Origin of the sequence: Larkinella knui, assembly GCF_003858645.1 — a bacterium.
GTDB classification, from domain to species: Bacteria; Bacteroidota; Bacteroidia; order Cytophagales; family Spirosomataceae; genus Larkinella; species Larkinella knui.
The window spans coordinates 10,210-28,234 of sequence record NZ_RQJP01000004.1; the positions used below are offsets into that span (position 1 = coordinate 10,210).

Here is an 18,025-nt window from a genome sequence, read left to right on the forward strand (position 1 = left end):
TGTTCCACGTGGAAACATTTCACAACACGTCAGAAAAAACACAAATGCAAAAATAGAAATTATTAGAAGCGTAACTGATAAGGGTTGTTAAAATCAACGCAGTAGATCCGGAAAAGATTCAAACAAAAAAAGGGGCCGAAGCCCCTTAACTTACTTTAACTTTTTAAGATACGAATCTACTTCCCTTTTGTAGAATGGAGAAAAATCAGGCGGAACCGATCGCAATAATTCAACCTGCTTTTTTTTATCTTTTACTAATTGTTCATACTGAGGAGGTGGATTCCGCAAAACCGGTTTCGCTGATTCCGCTTTACGCTGCAAATCTTCTTCCTGCTCTTTCATGGCTTTTTCAGATTCCAATAAACGAATCAACATTTCCTGCTGCCGTTTGATCGTGTTCTGCGTAACCCTTTTATTGACCAGATCCGTTTCTGTCTCATCCATTTTGTTCATGATGTCATTCATTTCGCCACCCAGTTTCTTACCCAATTCGGTGCCTTTTTGGGCGTCCTGAAGCTCTTTCAGCATTTTTCGCATCATCGCTTGTTCGGCCGCCAAACGGGAAAGCTCTTCCGACATACCGCGCCCCCCTTTTCCGCCCTGCCCTTCTTTCATGAGTTTTTGCATCCGCTCATTCAATTGCTTTTGCATTTCCCCCATCGACATGCTCTTGCCTTTCCCTTTTTTCTTCCCTTTTCCAGAGCCCGAAGCCGACATTTGACTCATTTGCTCCTGCATTTGTTTGAAAACATCACTAAGCATTAGCGAAAGATTGTTGATGGAAGTCATGGCAAACTGCTGCTTCGATGTAGCAACATTCAATCGACGTTCGCGAATATATTTGACACTTTCATCCATGTATCCCTTCATGCTGTTCAGCTCGCGTGTCACAAACGACTGAATTTGGAGGACCCGATTAGCCAGTGCGTATAAGCTGTCTTCGATGATTTTCGCGTCATCCTGTAACTTCAGCTGGTCCTGGGCAAGTTTTACAAAGCGAGGATCTTGCAGCGAAACCGCCTTGAAATCCTTCATGACACGCTCCTGATCAAATGAAAGTTGAATCAGATTTTCAAGGATGTCACGAAGATCATCCATGTTTTCCTGCGATTCTTCCATCTCAGCCGACTGCTGTTGCTGCTCCAATTCCTGGCTCAACTTCTTCATTTGCTTGGCGGCATTCTTCTGCGACTTGGAAGCTTTACTGTTTTGCTTCTGATCGAGTTGCTTCTGACTTTCCTGTTGCTCGTTGCTGATTTCCTGCTGAAGATCTTCATGCGTATCTTTTTCTTCCGCATTTTTCATTTCTTCCGCCATTTTCTCGATCTCCTTCAAATCCTCGCGCGTCTTTTCAAACTCTTTGTTAAGCTCTTCCTGCTTTTTGCTCAACTCAGCGTTATCTTCTTTTTTAGCATTTTCGTCTTTCTTGGAATCGCCATTTTGGTCTTTCTTATCAGCATTATCCTCCTTTTTTGACTGCTGAGTATCCTCTTTTTTCGACTGTGACTTTTCGTCTTTCTTCGATTTTTCGTCGTCTTTTTTCGATTGAGCCTTATCGTCCTTGTCTTTCTGCGCTTCCTGTTTTTCAGTTTCAGCCGCCAGTTTCTCCTGCTTTTCGGCTTGCTTTTCCAGGTCTTTGATGGTATTCTCCATCTTCTGTTCCATTTGAAGCTGCTTGAAAAGCTCCAGCGCGCGCTCCAGCTCTTTCTCTAAATTCTTCTCTTTATTCTTCAGCCGATCAAGCATGTCGATCATTTTATCGTCCTGCTTTTGCTCCAGCATCTTTTTCAGCTCTTCGTAAAGCTTCTGCGTTTCCGGGTCCATCAGCTCGTTCATGAGCTTTTGCAGCTGCTCGAATTTCTGGAGCATTTCCGGATTCTGGTTGTTAAACCGCTGCTGGCGTTCGTTACTAGTCTTGTTTTGTTCCTGTAACTCTTTCAGTTCCTGCATCAATTCTTCCCGCTTTTTCAGCAAATCCTCAGCCTGTTTCTTGTCCTGAAAATCCAGATTTTTCTTGGTCTGAAGGCGGTTTTCCAGCGAATTCAAATCCTTTTTCAGCTGCTGGGCTTTCGTCAACGTTTTGCTAATCTGGTTTTCTGTTTTCTGGGAAGATTGTTCAGCGGCTTCTGCCAGCTTGGCCTGGTCGGGAACGGCAAACTGAGCAAAGGTGGAACGGGCGCTTTTATAGCCGTTTACAACGTCATTATCCCACACCTGAACGAAATATTCAAGCCGGTCACCAGGTTGCATTTTCAAGCTATCAAGCCCCCACTGGTAGTAAAAATTCTGGGTAGCTGCCGATCGGTTGAACGGAACAGAGCGGGTTAGAAACTTATCCGGCGAATTTTGGCCCGCCCGAATCACTTTATACATCACCTTCAAATTGGAAAAGCCATAGTCATCCGTAATGGTCCCTCCCAGCATAACGTAATTGTAAAAAGTGGTATCCTTGAAATTCTCGAGCGAAACTTGCGGAAACTTGTCATTGACCACGTTCAAGGTATACTGAATATTGTCCCGGCTGGCGGCTACTTTATTTTTTAGTGAGACGGAATAGGTCGATGATTTTTTAACTACCCGTGAAAACTCGAACTCATCGGACGATTGTTTGTCGGCTACCAGCCCGCGTGGCTCATTCCCAAACCGAACCATTACGGAGTCCGTATTGGCCGCCGAAAACCGCCAGGTAACCTGCGTTCCTTCCGGGACCAGCAGATTGCCAACGTTCGAAAGTTGTTCAGACGGTTTGTTGAGGTAAGATGGATAAACCAGACTGACATCAAACGAAAGCAAACCCGGGCGGTCCAGAACCGTTAATTCATACCCCGGCGAATTGAATCCGACGGCTTCAAAACGAAAAGGAATGTCACGCTGAACATTATCGAATGTATACGTAAAAAGCCCTTTGCCGTCGTTATTCAGCTTGAAACGGGTGTTATTCGAAACCAGATAGACGTCTTGTGGCAACGCATTGCCTTTCAATTGTAGCTCGAGTGTATAATCCTCATTCCGAAATGCCTTGAGATTTTTGTTGCGCAACTGAAACTGAAACGGCGCTTCTTCGGCAAATTCCTGGTCGTAGCTGATGATCCGTTTCGAAGTACTGGTCAGGAAAGCCGGATACAGCAGCAGTAAGCCGCCAATGATAAAAGCCGGAATGATGGCAAACTTGATGAAGCGACGGTTTTGATTGATCTGGATCGCGTCGGCAAACCGGACAATCAGCAGTTGTTTGGAACGCTGGTTGATGCTGGCTTCGAGCAGGTCGCTTTGCTGGCGGGTAAGTGACCGGAGTTGCAGTGTATTCAGCAACTTATCCCCTACTTCCGGGAAAAACCGCCCAATCTGTTGAGCCGCTTCTTCGTTGGTCAACGATTTTCCGATGCCATACAAATGTACCAAAGGGTTAATTACCCAATAATACAAAGCCAGCAACATTACCGTTAAGGAACCAAAAAACAACACACCCCGAACGGGCGAACTGAAACGGCCAAAAAATTCGGCCGTATTCATCAGTAAATAGATCGACAAAGAAAAGGCAATGAAGAAAATGGCGCCTTTCGCAATCTGGTTGATGTAAAATTTCTTCCGGTATTCTTCAATACGCAGCAGCAGCGTTTGAATGGATTCTTGCATCTGCATCGGTATAATCTTAAAGGGTTGACACTGCTCTGGTACGCACAATTCTAGATCCTAACTGAAGATAATCAATTGAACCTTAACTTCCTTTAGATAACGAAAAAGATCGTTACACAATTTTATCAGGTGGACCTACCGCCTGATTTTCGGATGAATCGAGGTACTCGCTAAAATATGTAATGACGTGAAGTTTCAGAAAATTCTCCTGCGTCAGCAAGTCTACATACGGGACTTTCTGCACCAGCTTCCAATGCGGCCAGCCGTCCTGATCAGTTCCGATCAATTCGTAGTAGCCTGAAAAACTCAAAACTTTACAAATCGCAATGTGCATCAAATCCTGCTTTTGTTCTTTCGTAAAAACCTGCGTTCCACGGCCCAATTCCTGGACGCCAATCAGAAACAACACGCTGTTTAAATCCGCGGGGCGTTTGCCGACGGTTTTTTCCAGATAGTCCAATACCTGCTCCCACTCCTGTTCAATTTCCTGTGTAATCATTTTTTATAAAGATTATGGACTTTGTGTCCTCGTTTTTATGACTTTTTCCGCCCCCATTCGTCACATAGTAAAGCAAAAGAGGAACGCATTATCCGAGTTGTTGCATCAAAATACTTTCAACTACCTAAGTTCGTGAAAAGCATTGGAAAACTAGTTACCGGCGGCTTTCGGGAGCTGCTAAATCTTTTCTACCCAAACCCATGTCTTCTGTGCCGAAACACGTTGCAGAGCCAGGAAGAACAGATCTGCACGGCTTGTCGGCTCAAATTGCCCGAAACCGGCCAGCACCGGGGTGAAGCGATGGCATCGGGACAGATTAAGTTTGCTGGAAAAGTGCCCGTGGAGTTTGTGTATGCTTACCTCTACTTTAACAAAAAGGGAAAAACGCAACGGCTGATTCATGCCTTGAAATACCGCAACCGCAAAGACATCGGAAGTTTGCTGGGTCGCTGGTATGGTTACCAACTGAAAACCGAAAGCCAGCTACATGAGCAGATCGACCTGATTGTGGGCGTACCGCTCCACCCGGCCAAACTTCGGCAACGCGGCTACAACCAGAGCGACTGGTTTGCGATGGGACTAGCGGAAACACTTGAAATCCCTTGGAGTGATCAGGCACTGGTACGAAATCAATATACGGTTAGCCAAACCGGTAAGGACCGAATCGAGCGCTGGCAGAATGTTAGCAATGTCTTCGAAGTCAAAAACCCGGATTTAGTGGCAAATAAGCGGATTTTATTGGTAGATGACGTCTTGACTACCGGAGCTACTTTGGAAGCTTGCACGGCCACGTTACTGGCCTCAAACAGCCGATCTGTTGGTATTATAACACTAGCGGCCACCCGATGATCGGATGGCCGCTGAAAAATTCGGGTAATTACGTCTTTATTTGTTCCGGCCACCGGCAATCATCGCGCAACGAAAACCGATCGTGGCCGTTGCTGAATCCTGGGCCATAAACCGGCGCGTACCGGGTGCCAGCCAATAGGCTACATCAGCCCAGGAACCGCCTTTGTAAACCCGTAATTTATCGTTGATGATCGAGTTACCGTTTTTGGTATCGTAGTTCTTCTCCTCATCCTGATACCCATCCCGACGCAGCGGGTTGAGGTCATTCATATCCTGATACGACAGCGGACGATACACGTCATAGACCCACTCATTTACGTTTCCGGCCATGTTATACAGACCGAAATCGTTGGGTAAATACGTATAGATCTCAGCCGTAATAATTGCGGCATCGTTCGATTTACCGGCAATACCGGCATAGTCACCACGACCACGTTTGAAGTTCGCCATCATCTGGCCTTGTTTCCGGCCTTTCTTGGCGTTCCGAACCGAAGAACCGTCCCACGGATAAATCCGCTGATTCGACTGGTTTTCGTCGATATACTGCGTGCCGATCATGGCTTTAGCCGCGTATTCCCATTCGGCTTCGGATGGTAACCGGTAGTTCGGCAATACATTGCCGCTTTCCATCGACGCCGTTGTTTGCGAATTCTTGGCTACCGCCTGTTCGCCCTCAGCCGCTGGCGCTGCTTCTTCTTTTTTCTTGCGCTTCAGCGAGAATCCTTTTTTCTTGGTACCGGTGCTGCCTTTTTGGGCCAGATTGGCGTTTACGGCATCCGTCCGCCAGGTCGAATAATCCACGGCCTGCTCCCACGACACCCCAACGACCGGATAATACCGGAAGCCCGGGAAACGCAGGTATTGCGTCACGTAGGGATCATTGTAGGAAAGCGGGTTTTTCCAGACGTTCGTGTCAGGCAAGGCGCGGGTGTATACTTCTTCCGATGAATCGCGCTGAATCGCGTCGAGGTATTCCAGGTAGTGAATGTTGGCAATTTCGGTTTCGTCCATGTAGAACGACTGAATGCTGACGGTGCGCTCACGGTTGTCGCGCGAGTTCATCACATCCTCTTCCAGCGCGCCCATCGTGAAACGGCCTCCTTCAATGAACACCAGGTTCGGGCCGGCCGATTGTCCTCTGTACTTCGCTACCTGAAATCCATTTTCCTTGTTGTAATTGATACCAGTGGCTGTACTCTCCTTTCCCGGCTTCACGCTGGTCGGGTGCTTGGACTTACACGCGCCTAAAACTGCGGCAAAAGCCAGCAGATAGACCATCGAGCGTAACGGTTGTTTTCGATTCATTGTGATTAGGTAACTAATAGAATTTCAAAATTACAGTTTGTCAGGAAACTTTCACGATTACAAATAGCCGGATCTTATAATTTCCGGCCATCACTCCACCATCTGGCTCAACACATCATCCATCTGATCGACTGCATTTACGTCTCGTTGCGTAAAAATCAGCTTTCCTTTATAGTCTTTTAATGAGCAGGTTGCCGAATTTTTCTTGACATAATCAATTACTTTGCCAAACTGCCCGGAGTTGAAGAAAACGTCATTCCCAGAAGAAACGAAGGTTCCCTTCATGATATTATTCTTTAGTGTCAATTTTTCAAGCTGTAAACGCTCGGCTTTCCAGCGAACGGTCACCAGTTTGATGAGATTTCCCACTTCTTCCGGCATGGGTCCAAAACGATCAGTGATCGAATGCTGAAAATTTTCTAACTCGGTCTGGTTTTGGATGTTATCCAGCTGGTTATATAACGACAGACGTTCGGAGATATTGGCTACGTATTTTTCAGGAATCAACACCTGTAAATCGGTCTCGATGAGCGTATCGGGCAGCAGGCTTTTCAGAGTTTCATCATTGGGCATGAACAGGTTTTTGAACTCCGTTTCTTTCAGTTCCTGAACGGCCTCGTCCAGAATTTTGTGGTACATTTCAAAACCCAGATCGTTCACAAAACCGCTCTGTTCGGCTCCCAGTAAATTACCGGCACCCCGGATGTCGAGGTCACGCATCGCAATTTTAAACCCTTCGCCCAGTTCCGAAAAGTCCTCGAGCGTTTGCAGCCGTTTGCGGGCATCGGTTGTGATTACCGAAATCGGGGGCGTCATCAAATAACAGAATGCTTTTTTGTTGGACCGCCCTACCCGACCGCGCATCTGGTGCAGATCCGACAGCCCAAACATGTGTGCCTGGTTGATAATGATGGTGTTGGCGTTCGGAATATCCAGCCCCGACTCAATTATATTGGTCGAAACCAGCACGTCATTTTCGCCTTCGATAAACCGGGTCATGACCCGTTCCAGCCGGTCGCCTTCCATCTGGCCGTGGGCCACCGATACGCGCGCATCCGGCACCAGCCGCATAATCAGATTGGCAATCGACTCGATGTCGCTCACCCGGTTGTGAACAAAAAAGACCTGCCCACCCCGTCGCACTTCGTAACTAACGGCATCACGAATAATCGCTTCGTTGAACGTATGAACTTCGGTGGTCACCGGCTGGCGGTTGGGTGGTGGCGTGGCAATCACGGAAAGGTCGCGAGCGCCCATGAGCGAAAAATGCAGCGTTCGCGGAATCGGCGTGGCCGTCAGCGTCAGAACATCGACATCGACTCGCATTTCTTTCAGCCGATCCTTCGTTTTGACGCCAAATTTTTGTTCTTCGTCGATGACCAGCAACCCTAAGTCCTTGAATTTGATGTCTTTATTGACAATCCGGTGCGTTCCGATCAGAATACCGGTTTCGCCAGACGCGACCCGTTTCAACGTTTCCTTAATCTGAGCCGCCGTTCGAAACCGGTTGATGTATTCGATTTTAACCGGAAAATCGGCCAGCCGCTCGCGGAACGTATTGTGGTGTTGCATCGCCAGAATGGTGGTCGGAACCAAAACCGCCACCTGTTTATTATCCGTCACGGCTTTGAAAGCCGCCCGGATGGCTACTTCGGTTTTACCAAAACCGACATCTCCACACACCAGCCGGTCCATCGGGTGCGACTGTTCCATATCCACTTTCACATCCGCCGTTGCCTTGGCCTGATCGGGCGTATCCTCATAAATAAAGGACGATTCGAGTTCGGCTTGCAGAAAACTGTCGGGCGAAAACGCAAAACCGGGTGCCTGACGGCGTTTGGCATACAACGCAATCAGTTCTTTGGCAATGTCTTTAACCTGCTTCTTGACCCGCGATTTTTTCAGATCCCACTCCTGCGAACCCAGTTTGCTCATCACCGGTGGCGTACCTTCCTTGCCGGTATATTTGGCAATCTTGTGCAGGCTATGGATGCTGACGAGCAGAATGTCGTTGTCGCGGTAAATGAGCCGGATGGCTTCCTGTTCGCGACCGCCCACGTCCACTTTTTCCAGACCCGCAAACCGCCCGATGCCGTGGTCGACGTGCGTAACGTAATCGCCGGGCTGGAGCGTTTTCAGTTCCCGTAAGGTCAGCGCTTTCGATTTGGAGAATTTGTCCCGAACGCGGTATTTGTAATACCGGTCGAAAATCTGGTGGTCGGTATAACAAACCACTTTCGTTTGCTCATCGACAAAACCTTCCTTCAGCGAAATGCCCAACGCCTGAAATTTGAGGAACGGATCGAGTTCTTCAAAAATCGTTTTTAAGCGTTCCTGCTGTTTATACGATTCGGCCGCAATAATATTGGTGTAGCCTTTCGACTGGTTTTCGGCCAGATTTTCGACCAGTCGCTTGAAATCTTTATTGAACGACGGCTGCGGTTTCGACGAGTAGACGAGAGGCCGAACGCCTTCCGTTGCCTGTCCCTTGCCGGTCGGCTTAAAATAAAACCGGCGGCCAAACTCCACGGTCCGAAACGGCTTGATCTGATTCAGGAAACCGCGCCGGGTTTCAAACAAGGTGTTGGGATCAGAAACAATTTTAATACCGCCTTTGGCACCCACCAGACTCGCCAGACTTTCTTCGGCTTTTTCGAAACTCTTTTCAATAATTTCGAGCGTCAGTTCCACATCTTTAAACCAGAGCGTGGCGGTATCCGGAAAAAACTCCAGAAACGGCTCCCGGCTTTCGTGCGTCAGCTTGTTTTCAATGTTGGGAATAATGCTGATGCGCTCGACGGGATCGGTCGAAAGCTGGCTTTCGGGATTGAACAGCCGGATGCTTTCTATTTCATCGCCAAACAGCTCGATCCGGTACGGAAACTCACTCGCAAACGAGAAAACGTCGATAATTCCACCGCGAATGGAAAACTGCCCGGCTTCGTAAACGAAATCGGTTTTCTCAAAATCGTAACTGTTCAGTAGTTCGTTGATGAAATTGGCATCCAGTTTATCGCCGGTTTTGACGGAAAGTGTATTGGCCCGCAACGACCGTTTGTTGATTACTTTTTCCGATAAAGCTTCCGGATAGGTAACGACGATGACATTTTCTTTGGCGTCTGAATTGAGTTTATTCAGCACTTCGGCCCGCATCAGCACGTTCGCATTTTCGATTTCCTCGTATTGATACGGTTTTTTGTACGACATCGGAAAAAACAACACCTCCTGACCCAACAGGTTTTGCAGGTCATTATAGAAATACGAAGCTTCTTCCTTATCACTCAGAATAAACAGGAATGTGGACGGATTCAGGCGGTAAACCGACGCGGCCAGCACGGCATCCAGACTACCGGTAATGCCTTTCAATTGGATGCGCGTGGGTTCTGCCGTGTGCGGCTGGCGGAATTGTTCACCAATAATTTTGATGAAACTATCTTCAGTATATAAAGTAATTAAATCGGCTACTTTCATAGAAAAATTAAATACCAAAAGCCGCAGGGAACAAAATCTCCATGCGGCAAACAGCAACTTGTTAACCGCTGATTAGCGGTTTGGTTGCAAAAATTAAACGATAGGATCGTACGCAAATTCCTCTTTATCCAACAGCGCCATGAACGCGTCGCCGGGCTGAAACAGAATCACCAGTTCGCGGGGCGTAATGCCTTCTTCCTCCTCATCGACCCACTTCCAGTCTTCGGCGGCTACGTCCAGAATCGTCAGTAACTCGGCTTTCTTTGTTTCACTTTTTTCCTGCGACAAAAAAGCGTCCGAATGTGTGATGTAGAGCGCAATCTTATCGTTTTCCAGCCAATCCAGATCGTTCAGCAACTCATCGAGCGATTCCAGATTGAATTCAAAATAATCGGGGAACTTCAGCTCACGGGCAATTAGCTCGTAGAACGCTTTGAAGGTTTGGGCCTTTTGTCCGTCAATTCGGGCAATCCGGAAATCAGCATACCGTTTCAGGTCCGAATCCGATTGAACAACTCTAAAATTTGCCATGAATAAGCGGGTAGTGAAAAGGCAAAATTAGTTAATTCAACGAAAACAAGGGCATCCGTAACGAAACGATATTGTTGAACATCAGTTCGGTAATCGTCGGATCCATGTAACTGATCAGCGGAAATTCAGAAATGATTTCCAGGGCTTCAAATTCGGTCCGGGCTTTCACGACGCACCATAATTTCTGACGGTCATAGGATAACGCGTACGTCAGGAGTTTACCGTTTTCCATCAACTCATTCACTTTGAGTCGCTGAAGCGGGATTTTTACCGTAAAATCTTCCGTCATTTCAGCCGGAAGATCAAATTCTACCATAAACTGGCTCATAGCGTGGTAGTTTAAATGTACAATTCACGAATGGTGGCACCGGACGTTGGCGAACCGGCAATCAATTGATTAACAATCTTTAGCTCATCTTCGTTGACGGAATGCGCAAAATTTGGATATAATTTCATGGTCACCTGCGCACCCATCGACCGGAACACACCTTCCGACTCAATGACGCGTTCTTTGGGGATATGCGAGTCGATGTCGCTGCAACCGAGAAATACCGGTGTTTCTTCCAGATCCCCTTCATAAAGCCGTGGCGTTCCGGGAGGGCCGATCAGCCCGCCACTCAACCCAAAAACACCCCCGTACGGCATCGCGTGGCGGGCCACAAATTCCAGCGCCAGGCAGGCACCCTGTGAAAAGCCGAGCCAGAAAATCTGCGGAGGTTTGAAGTTATAGTCGGATTGCAGCCGGGCGCGGATGCTCGTCAGCACCTGCAGCGCCGACGATAAATACGGCTCATTCTGTTCCATCGGACTCAGAAACGAATACGGGTACCACGTACTCTGGCTGGCTTGCGGGGCAATAAAAGCAAATTCCTTGTCTTCAATGTGATTCGACAGCGACAGAATATCCCGCGCCGGGGCACCCCGACCGTGAATCATCACCATTACTTTGGCCGCTTTTTCCAGTGGTTTTCCGGCGGTTACGAAATTATTCGGATCATGTATCATAGCCATTTCTAGGAGTTATACCGGTTTTATCGGTTCAGCCGCTTTGACTGGACCGATAAAACCGGCCTGCGAAAAGCACTTACTTCACTTCTATTTTCGGTAAAGCTGCTTCAATTTTGGCACGCCGGGGTTCATACCACTCCGGCAATTTAAGCGTTTTACCCAATTCTGCAACCGGCTCATCGACCGAGAATCCCGGGGGATTGGTGGCGACTTCGAACAAAATACCGCCCGGTTCGCGGAAATAAATGCTGTGGAAATAGTTCCGGTCCTGAACAGGCGTCACCTGATAACCGGCTTCCAGCAACTGGTGTTGGAGAACGAGCTGCGATTCATCCGTATCCGTCGAGAACGCCACGTGGTGAACCGAACCCCCCCCCTGCTGTCCGCGAACATCGTTCGGTGAATGCAGAACATCTACGTAATTGCCGGAACCGCCTTTGCCCGCCTGAAACCGGAACCGACCGGCTTCTTCTGATACCAACGTATGACCGAGCGATTCGGTTAATAATTTTACCGTATCGTCAATCCGAAGCTCGTTCAGGGTAACGGTATGAAACCCTTTTACAGCGTGTTCAACGGGAATAAAGCCGTTCGACCAGCCCGGCCTTTGATCAGCGTCGTTGGCAACCAGTTCGATGCCCATGCCGTCAAAATCTTCAAACCGCAGGTACGTTTCGTTAAACCGTTGCAGCGGTTCGGTATGGGCGATGTTGAATTCGTTCAGCCGGTTAATCCAGTAGTTCAACGATTCAGACGGAACAGAAAACGCCGTGTAGGTCAGTTGCCCCGCCCCCTTGCGGCCCCGGTGAATGTTTTTTCCGTATGGGAAAAAGGTTAAAATGCTCCCCGGGGAACCGGTTTCGTCACCGTAATACAGGTGATACACGTCCGGTGCGTCGAAATTGATGGTTTTTTTAACCAGTCGTAAACCCAGAATGTGAGTGTAAAAATCAACATTGCGTTGGGCCTCTCCGGCGAGAGCAGTAACGTGGTGTAACCCATTGACGAGCGTTTCCATAGTAGTTATCAGTTAATTAGAGTAGTGAAATCCAGTTTGGATTTTTAAATGTCATTACATTTAATGTATATACATTTAAAATGAAGTTTCAGTTCACTCATTCTAAATATTTCCGTAAAGATTCTTTTTTCGTCTTTGTAAGCGTTTTTATGCATTACCTTTGCATTGCTAATCTTAATAAGGGGTGCCTTAATACAACGGGCTGAGATTATACCCATTGAACCTGCACCGGGTAATGCCGGCGAAGGGAACGGAACGGCGGATGTGCCAGAATGGCTCAACCGTACAACTAAACAATCATCCAAACAACCAAAGATAGGTTGGCCCCTTGCCTATTGTAAACTTTTCATGACTATGAAAAAGATTACAGCCTATCTTATTGGTGTGACAGCGTTACTTTGCCTGTCATGCCTGCCCACCTGGGCGCAATTCGCCATTTCCGGAACGGTCAACGACGCCGAGGGCGGAACTTTGCCCGGCGCGGCTATCACCGTCGAAGGCACCTACAAAGGCACCTACGCCGACGCCAGGGGCGCTTTTCGTCTGACCAATATAAAACCGGGTTCGGTGCAACTTCGTATTTCTCTGCTGGGTTACGAGCCGGTTTTGCAAACCGTCGAACTGAATCAGGATGCTCAAATTGCTGTGTCGCTCACCAAAACCGCCGTTGCCATCGACGAGGTTGTTGTCAGTGCCACGCGGGCTAACCAGAAATCAGCCATTGCCTACACGAACGTTTCGGCGCGTGAACTCAACAAACAGAATCTGGGTCAGGACATTCCGATGCTCCTCAATTTTACAGCCTCGCTGGTTACCACGTCCGACGCAGGAGCGGGCGTGGGCTATACCGGTTTTCGGATTCGGGGGTCGGATGCCACGCGGATTAATGTGACTGTCAACGGAATACCGTACAACGATGCCGAGTCGCAGGGGACGTATTGGGTCAATATGCCGGATCTGGCGTCGTCGGTCAGCAGCATCCAGATTCAGCGGGGCGTTGGTACGTCGACCAACGGCGCGGGTGCTTTTGGGGCCTCTGTCAATGTCCAGACCAATAGTTTCGAGAAAAATCCTTACGGCGAAGTTGACGTTTCGGGCGGTTCTTTTAATACGTTGAAAACTACCGTAAAAGCCGGTTCCGGACTACTCAACAACCATTTTGTGGTGGACGCCCGGCTTTCCCGAATCGTTTCTGATGGCTATGTCGATCGCGCGTCGTCCAACCTGAAATCGTTTTACATCTCGGGCGGCTGGTACGGCAAAAAAAGTTTTGTCCGGTTGAATGTGTTTTCGGGCATGGAAAAAACGTATCAATCGTGGAATGGCGTTCCGGAAAACCTGCTGAAAACCAATCGCACTTATAATTCCTACACGTACGACAACGAAGTAGATAATTATCAACAAGATCATTACCAGTTGATTAGCTCGCACGAGTTGAGCCGGAACTGGCGACTAAATGCGTCGCTGCACTATACACAGGGACGCGGGTATTATGAGCAATACCGGGCCGACAACGACCTTGCCGATTACGGTTTACCTTCAATCGTGATCCGCGACTCGACCATCAGCCGGACTGATTTGATCCGTCGCCAGTGGCTGGACAATGATTTTTACGGTGGCGTTTTTTCGCTGGATTACAACAGTTTCGGCAAATTGACGGCCAACATCGGTGGGGGTTGGAACAAGTATACCGGCAAGCATTACGGCGAAGTGATCTGGGCGCGGTTTGCCGGCACGGGCGATATTCGCCACCGGTATTACGACAACGACGCGACCAAAACGGATTTTAACTTCTACGCGAAAGCGTTTTATCAGTTTACGCCCAAGCTAAATGCGTTTGTCGATTTACAGGTACGAACCGTCGATTATTCATTTCTAGGCTTTAATCAGCAAGCGCAGAATGTGCAACAGGACGCGAATTTGAGCTTTTTTAACCCGAAAGCCGGTATTACCTACACGCTGAGTGATCGCAGTAGTTTGTATGCGTCCTACGGCGTTGGTCATCGCGAGCCAAACCGCAACGATTATACCCAATCGACGCCGACCAGCCGCCCGAAAGCCGAGGCTCTGAATGATTGGGAAGCGGGCTACAAAAGGCAAACCCAGCGGATGGCTTTTTCGGCGAATCTGTATTATATGAAGTATAAAAACGAGCTCGTATTGACCGGCCAGATCAACGACGTCGGGGCCTATAACCGCGTCAACATTCCGAGCAGTTACCGCGCCGGAATCGAGCTGGAAGTCGGAACGGTGCTGGCAAAAAACCTGCGCTGGAACGTAAATGCAACCTTCAGCCAGAATAAAGTCAAAACGTTTACGGAATTTCTGGACAACTACGACACCAACGAGCAGAAGGTGAATCCGTATACCAATACCGACATTGCGTTTGCGCCCAATTTTATTGGCGGTTCGCAGTTGCTGTATACACCCGCGAAAGGGCTGGAAATCGGGTTGTTATCGAAGTATGTTGGGAAGCAATACCTGGACAATACGTCCAACGAAAACCGCAAACTGGACGCGTATTTTGTCAACGACCTGCGGTTTATTTACACCGTCAAGCCCAAAGGAATGAACGAGATTTCGTTTTCGTTTCTGCTGAATAACGTCCTGAGTGAACTGTATGAGTCGAACGGCTACACGTTCAGCTACATTTCGGAAGGAAAAACCGCTACCGAAAACTACTACTTTCCGCAAGCTGGCCGGAATTTCCTGGCGGGGATTCGGTTGAAATTTTGATAGGAACGCGGATTGGGCGGATGGAACGGATTTTCACAGATAAAAATCAGTTCTGATCGGTTGAATCCGTCCAATCCGCGTTCTATCACTTATCCAATCGCCTGATTCAAATCCGCGATCAAATCTTCAACGTCCTCAATACCAACGCTTAACCGAATCAGCGTATCTTTCAAGCCGTTCTTTGCCCGTTCCTCCTTCGGAATACTGGCATGCGTCATCGAAGCCGGATGCGTACAAAGCGACTCGACACCGCCGAGCGATTCGCCCAGTGAAAAAACCTTGAAGCTTTCCATCACCTTGATGGCTTCCGGCAGCGAATCGCCGTGGAGTTCGAACGAAACCATCCCGCCAAAGTTGCGCATCTGCTTCTTCGCCAGTTCGTGCTGTGGGTGGTTTTCGAGTCCCGGATAATTGACCTGACTGACTTTTGGGTGCTGGCTCAAAAACCGGGCAATTTGCAGGGCGTTTTCACAATGTCGCTGCATTCGGATGTGGAGCGTTTTGATGCCGCGAAGCACCAAGAAACAATCCTGCGGCCCCGGAACCGCTCCGCAGGCATTCTGAATGAATTCCAGTCGCTTCGCAATTTCATCGTCGTTCAGAATAATCGCGCCCATGACGGTGTCGGAGTGACCGCCGAGGTATTTGGTTACCGAGTGGAGCACGATGTCGGCACCCAGATCCAGCGGGTTTTGCAGATAAGGCGACGCAAACGTATTATCGACCACCAGCAACGTATTTTTCGCTTTCGTAATGGCGGCAATCGCTTCAATATCAACGATTCGCAACAACGGATTGGTCGGCGTTTCGATCCAGACCATCTTCGTTTCGGGCGTAATGGCGGTTTCCAGCGCCGACGGGTTTTCCAGTCCGATAAACGTGAATTTGATGCCGTATTCCTGAAAAACGCGCACCATAATCCGGTAGGTGCCGCCGTAGAGGTCGCTGCTGGCAATAATCTCGTCGCCGGGTTTGAAAAGCTTCAGAATGGCGTCCGTTGCGGCCAGTCCGGATGCGTAGCAAATCCCGTGTTTTCCGTTTTCCAGCGCGGCCAGGTTATTTTGCAGCACGGTTCGCGTCGGGTTTTGCGTCCGGGCGTATTCGTAGCCCTTGTGCTTGCCCGGCGATTCCTGCACGTAGGTCGACGTTTGGTAAATCGGCGTCATGATGGCGCCCGTCGTGGGGTCCGGTTCGATGCCGGCGTGGATGGCTTTCGTTGCGAATTTCATCCCCGAATGTAACACGGTTTTGCAAACCGTACCAGACCTTGTTAGGAAATGGTGTAAGTTTGAAGCGTGAAAAAAGTAGAATTCAAAGCGTTGTCGGGCCCGGCGCTGGCGGGATTGGCCCTGTCTGTCGCTCCGCTCCTGTTCAGTTCGGCGCTTACGTATCTGGTCATTTCAAATGAACCGGTTATTGCCCAGTTCAACGGCTGGGAATGGCTGCTGGTCACGATTGCCTGTTGTCTGACCTCAACCTTTGCGCTGACACCGCCGACGTTTTTAGCGCTGATCTTTGGCTATTTTCTGAGCTGGAATTCCCTGTTGCCGCTTTTTGCGCTCAATATGGTTTCCATTTTATTGGTCAACAAATTGATCAACTGGTTCGATCAGGACCGGTTTGTTCGGTTTATCGAGCAGAATCCAAAGGCCAAAAATGTACTGGAACGCATTCGGGAACAGGAACTGAAAGTTATCTTTTTTGCCAAATTATCGCCGGTTTTGCCGTTTGCGGTTGTCAATCTGGTTTTTGCGTTGTCGGGCGCGCGATTACGGAATATTTTGCTGGGCGGTTTTCTGGGCATGATTCCGCGGACGGTGCTGGCGGTTTGGACGGCCCAACAAGCCAAAGAAATCCGGACGCTGGTCGAAAACCCGAATGCCCAAAACGGAACGCAGATTGCCATTGGCGTTCTGCTGCTGGCGTCGGTCGCTGGGTTATTTGCGGTTCTGAACCGGACACTAAACCGTTAAAAACGAGCTGGTTTCGAAAAAGCCCTGGAAGGGCGGTCTGCTAATAGAAACGCATAATCGCCCACTTAGCAATAGCTCCGGAGGAGCGCCCTGAACGTGCTTTTAGAACGCTCCCCCGGAGCTATTAGGCATTGGATACCCCATTTTCTATTAGCAGACCGCCCTTCCAGGGCTTATTCGAATTCGAAACTTTCTAAAAGATCTTCGCGACTTTCTCGATCAGCCGGTTGTGACCGGTTTTTAAAACCGTCAGTTCGTACGCGTGCAAACGCCGACTTAAAGGTTTGATATACGAAACCGGCAGCACCTGATCGAAATAACCGGCAAAAAAACGCACCCGCACCGGGTGATTGTTCAAAAGTTCGCTTAGTTCTGAAAGGTTGAAATGCAGTTTCCGAAAATACACCCAGGAATTATACACCGATTTCCGCTGCTCAACCGTGGCCAGCGTACTCTCAGCAAACCGCAAGACGCTGCGATTAATCAGTCCTACCGATAAAAATACCTGCCCAAATCGATGAAAAAGCGGCATATGCTGTAGAAAATACCGGAAAAGCCGCCGACCTAAACCGCTTTGGGTTGCGATCCGGTACCACGGGCTGATCGTAATGCCATCGGGAGCCAGTAAAATCAGTTCGGTTGTTTGTTGGGGAAAGGCCTCGGCGGTGGCCAGGGCAAACCGTCCGCCCATGCTGAATCCGATTACCGCAAAGCGTTCAATCGAATGCTGGTGGAGAAAAGCCTGGATAATTTCCTGAAACCGCTGTTTGGTCAGCACATCGTCGGAAGCCGGAGCGGACTGGGAACCGTGGAAAAACAGATCGAAGGCATACATCGCATACCTTCCTTCCAGTTGCTGGGCCAACGGCTCAAAGGCCCGGTGATCCTGACCGATTCCGTGAAAAGCCAATAGAGGAACGGGGCCGTTTGACAGCTTGAAAACCGGAAGCATGGCCAAACATACGATAAACTCCTGTTCCCGGCAAGCCGGAGCCCGCC

General features: G+C 48.8%; 13 protein-coding genes. 3 read left to right on the top strand and 10 right to left on the bottom strand.

Going from position 1 to position 18,025, the window contains the following annotated elements:
• Nucleotides 1-150: 150 nt before the first annotated feature.
• Both EHT87_RS18560 and EHT87_RS18565 read right to left on the bottom strand, forming a co-directional pair.
• Nucleotides 151-3,636 carry a DUF4175 family protein gene (locus tag EHT87_RS18560; RefSeq protein ID WP_185716323.1) on the bottom strand — a complete coding sequence of 1,162 codons (3,486 nt, stop codon included), beginning with the start codon at nucleotides 3,634-3,636 and terminating at the stop codon, nucleotides 151-153.
• Between the two features lie 112 nt (nucleotides 3,637-3,748).
• The gene (locus tag EHT87_RS18565) at nucleotides 3,749-4,135 is read right to left on the bottom strand and encodes a hypothetical protein (protein ID WP_124908169.1); all 387 of its coding nucleotides are present in this window, start codon (nucleotides 4,133-4,135) and stop codon (nucleotides 3,749-3,751) included.
• 132 nt (nucleotides 4,136-4,267) lie between these two features.
• Between EHT87_RS18565 and EHT87_RS18570 the strand changes: the two genes are divergently transcribed.
• Entirely contained in the window at nucleotides 4,268-4,984 is a 717-nt protein-coding gene (locus tag EHT87_RS18570) for a ComF family protein (protein WP_310587563.1), read from the top strand.
• A gap of 36 nt (nucleotides 4,985-5,020) precedes the next feature.
• Here EHT87_RS18570 and EHT87_RS18575 read toward each other — a convergent pair whose 3' ends face one another.
• The 6 genes from EHT87_RS18575 to EHT87_RS18600 all read right to left on the bottom strand — a co-directional run bounded on the left by EHT87_RS18575 (nucleotide 5,021) and on the right by EHT87_RS18600 (nucleotide 12,317).
• Nucleotides 5,021-6,289 carry an SUMF1/EgtB/PvdO family nonheme iron enzyme gene (locus EHT87_RS18575; RefSeq protein ID WP_124908170.1) on the bottom strand — a complete coding sequence of 423 codons (1,269 nt, stop codon included), beginning with the start codon at nucleotides 6,287-6,289 and terminating at the stop codon, nucleotides 5,021-5,023.
• 90 nt (nucleotides 6,290-6,379) lie between these two features.
• Nucleotides 6,380-9,760 carry a transcription-repair coupling factor gene (gene mfd, locus EHT87_RS18580; protein WP_124908171.1) on the bottom strand — a complete coding sequence of 1,127 codons (3,381 nt, stop codon included), beginning with the start codon at nucleotides 9,758-9,760 and terminating at the stop codon, nucleotides 6,380-6,382.
• 93 nt (nucleotides 9,761-9,853) lie between these two features.
• The gene (locus tag EHT87_RS18585; protein WP_124908172.1) at nucleotides 9,854-10,291 is read right to left on the bottom strand and encodes a barstar family protein; all 438 of its coding nucleotides are present in this window, start codon (nucleotides 10,289-10,291) and stop codon (nucleotides 9,854-9,856) included.
• A 31-nt stretch (nucleotides 10,292-10,322) separates the two neighbouring features.
• On the bottom strand, nucleotides 10,323-10,619 hold the full coding sequence (locus EHT87_RS18590; protein WP_124908173.1) for a hypothetical protein: 297 nt from the start codon (nucleotides 10,617-10,619) through the stop codon (nucleotides 10,323-10,325).
• A gap of 11 nt (nucleotides 10,620-10,630) precedes the next feature.
• Nucleotides 10,631-11,296, bottom strand: coding sequence for an alpha/beta hydrolase (locus EHT87_RS18595; protein WP_124908875.1), 666 nt, complete (start codon nucleotides 11,294-11,296; stop codon nucleotides 10,631-10,633).
• 79 nt (nucleotides 11,297-11,375) lie between these two features.
• The gene (locus tag EHT87_RS18600) at nucleotides 11,376-12,317 is read right to left on the bottom strand and encodes a ring-cleaving dioxygenase (protein ID WP_124908174.1); all 942 of its coding nucleotides are present in this window, start codon (nucleotides 12,315-12,317) and stop codon (nucleotides 11,376-11,378) included.
• 354 nt (nucleotides 12,318-12,671) lie between these two features.
• Here EHT87_RS18600 and EHT87_RS18605 point away from each other — a divergent pair, with 354 nt between their 5' ends.
• Nucleotides 12,672-15,053: a TonB-dependent receptor gene (locus EHT87_RS18605; RefSeq protein WP_124908175.1), complete on the top strand. Its 2,382-nt coding sequence runs from the start codon at nucleotides 12,672-12,674 to the stop codon at nucleotides 15,051-15,053.
• Between the two features lie 89 nt (nucleotides 15,054-15,142).
• Here EHT87_RS18605 and EHT87_RS18610 read toward each other — a convergent pair whose 3' ends face one another.
• On the bottom strand, nucleotides 15,143-16,282 hold the full coding sequence (locus EHT87_RS18610; protein ID WP_124908176.1) for a cystathionine gamma-synthase: 1,140 nt from the start codon (nucleotides 16,280-16,282) through the stop codon (nucleotides 15,143-15,145).
• Nucleotides 16,283-16,348: 66 nt separating this feature from the next.
• On the opposite strand from EHT87_RS18610, the gene EHT87_RS18615 reads away from it, so the two are divergent.
• Complete coding sequence (locus EHT87_RS18615) at nucleotides 16,349-17,026, top strand: TVP38/TMEM64 family protein (RefSeq protein ID WP_124908177.1); 678 nt, start codon at nucleotides 16,349-16,351, stop codon at nucleotides 17,024-17,026.
• Between the two features lie 193 nt (nucleotides 17,027-17,219).
• Here the strand turns inward: EHT87_RS18615 and EHT87_RS18620 are convergent, their stop codons facing one another.
• Nucleotides 17,220-17,978 (bottom strand): alpha/beta fold hydrolase, encoded by a 759-nt coding sequence (locus EHT87_RS18620; protein WP_124908178.1) that lies wholly within the window; start codon nucleotides 17,976-17,978, stop codon nucleotides 17,220-17,222.
• Between the last annotated feature and the right edge of the window lie 47 nt (nucleotides 17,979-18,025).

Excerpts from the sequence above, each read along its gene's own strand:
- EHT87_RS18585 (WP_124908172.1), bottom strand. The coding sequence starts at position 10,291 with ATGGCAAATTTTAGAGTTGTTCAATCGGATTCGGACCTGAAACGGTAT.
- EHT87_RS18595 (WP_124908875.1), bottom strand. The coding sequence starts at position 11,296 with ATGATACATGATCCGAATAATTTCGTAACCGCCGGAAAACCACTGGAA.
- EHT87_RS18565 (WP_124908169.1), bottom strand. The coding sequence starts at position 4,135 with ATGATTACACAGGAAATTGAACAGGAGTGGGAGCAGGTATTGGACTAT.
- EHT87_RS18560 (WP_185716323.1), bottom strand. The coding sequence starts at position 3,636 with ATGCAAGAATCCATTCAAACGCTGCTGCTGCGTATTGAAGAATACCGG.
- EHT87_RS18610 (WP_124908176.1), bottom strand. The coding sequence starts at position 16,282 with ATGAAATTCGCAACGAAAGCCATCCACGCCGGCATCGAACCGGACCCC.
- mfd (WP_124908171.1), bottom strand. The coding sequence starts at position 9,760 with ATGAAAGTAGCCGATTTAATTACTTTATATACTGAAGATAGTTTCATC.
- EHT87_RS18620 (WP_124908178.1), bottom strand. The coding sequence starts at position 17,978 with ATGCTTCCGGTTTTCAAGCTGTCAAACGGCCCCGTTCCTCTATTGGCT.
- EHT87_RS18575 (WP_124908170.1), bottom strand. The coding sequence starts at position 6,289 with ATGAATCGAAAACAACCGTTACGCTCGATGGTCTATCTGCTGGCTTTT.
- EHT87_RS18600 (WP_124908174.1), bottom strand. The coding sequence starts at position 12,317 with ATGGAAACGCTCGTCAATGGGTTACACCACGTTACTGCTCTCGCCGGA.
- EHT87_RS18605 (WP_124908175.1), top strand. The coding sequence starts at position 12,672 with ATGAAAAAGATTACAGCCTATCTTATTGGTGTGACAGCGTTACTTTGC.
- EHT87_RS18590 (WP_124908173.1), bottom strand. The coding sequence starts at position 10,619 with ATGAGCCAGTTTATGGTAGAATTTGATCTTCCGGCTGAAATGACGGAA.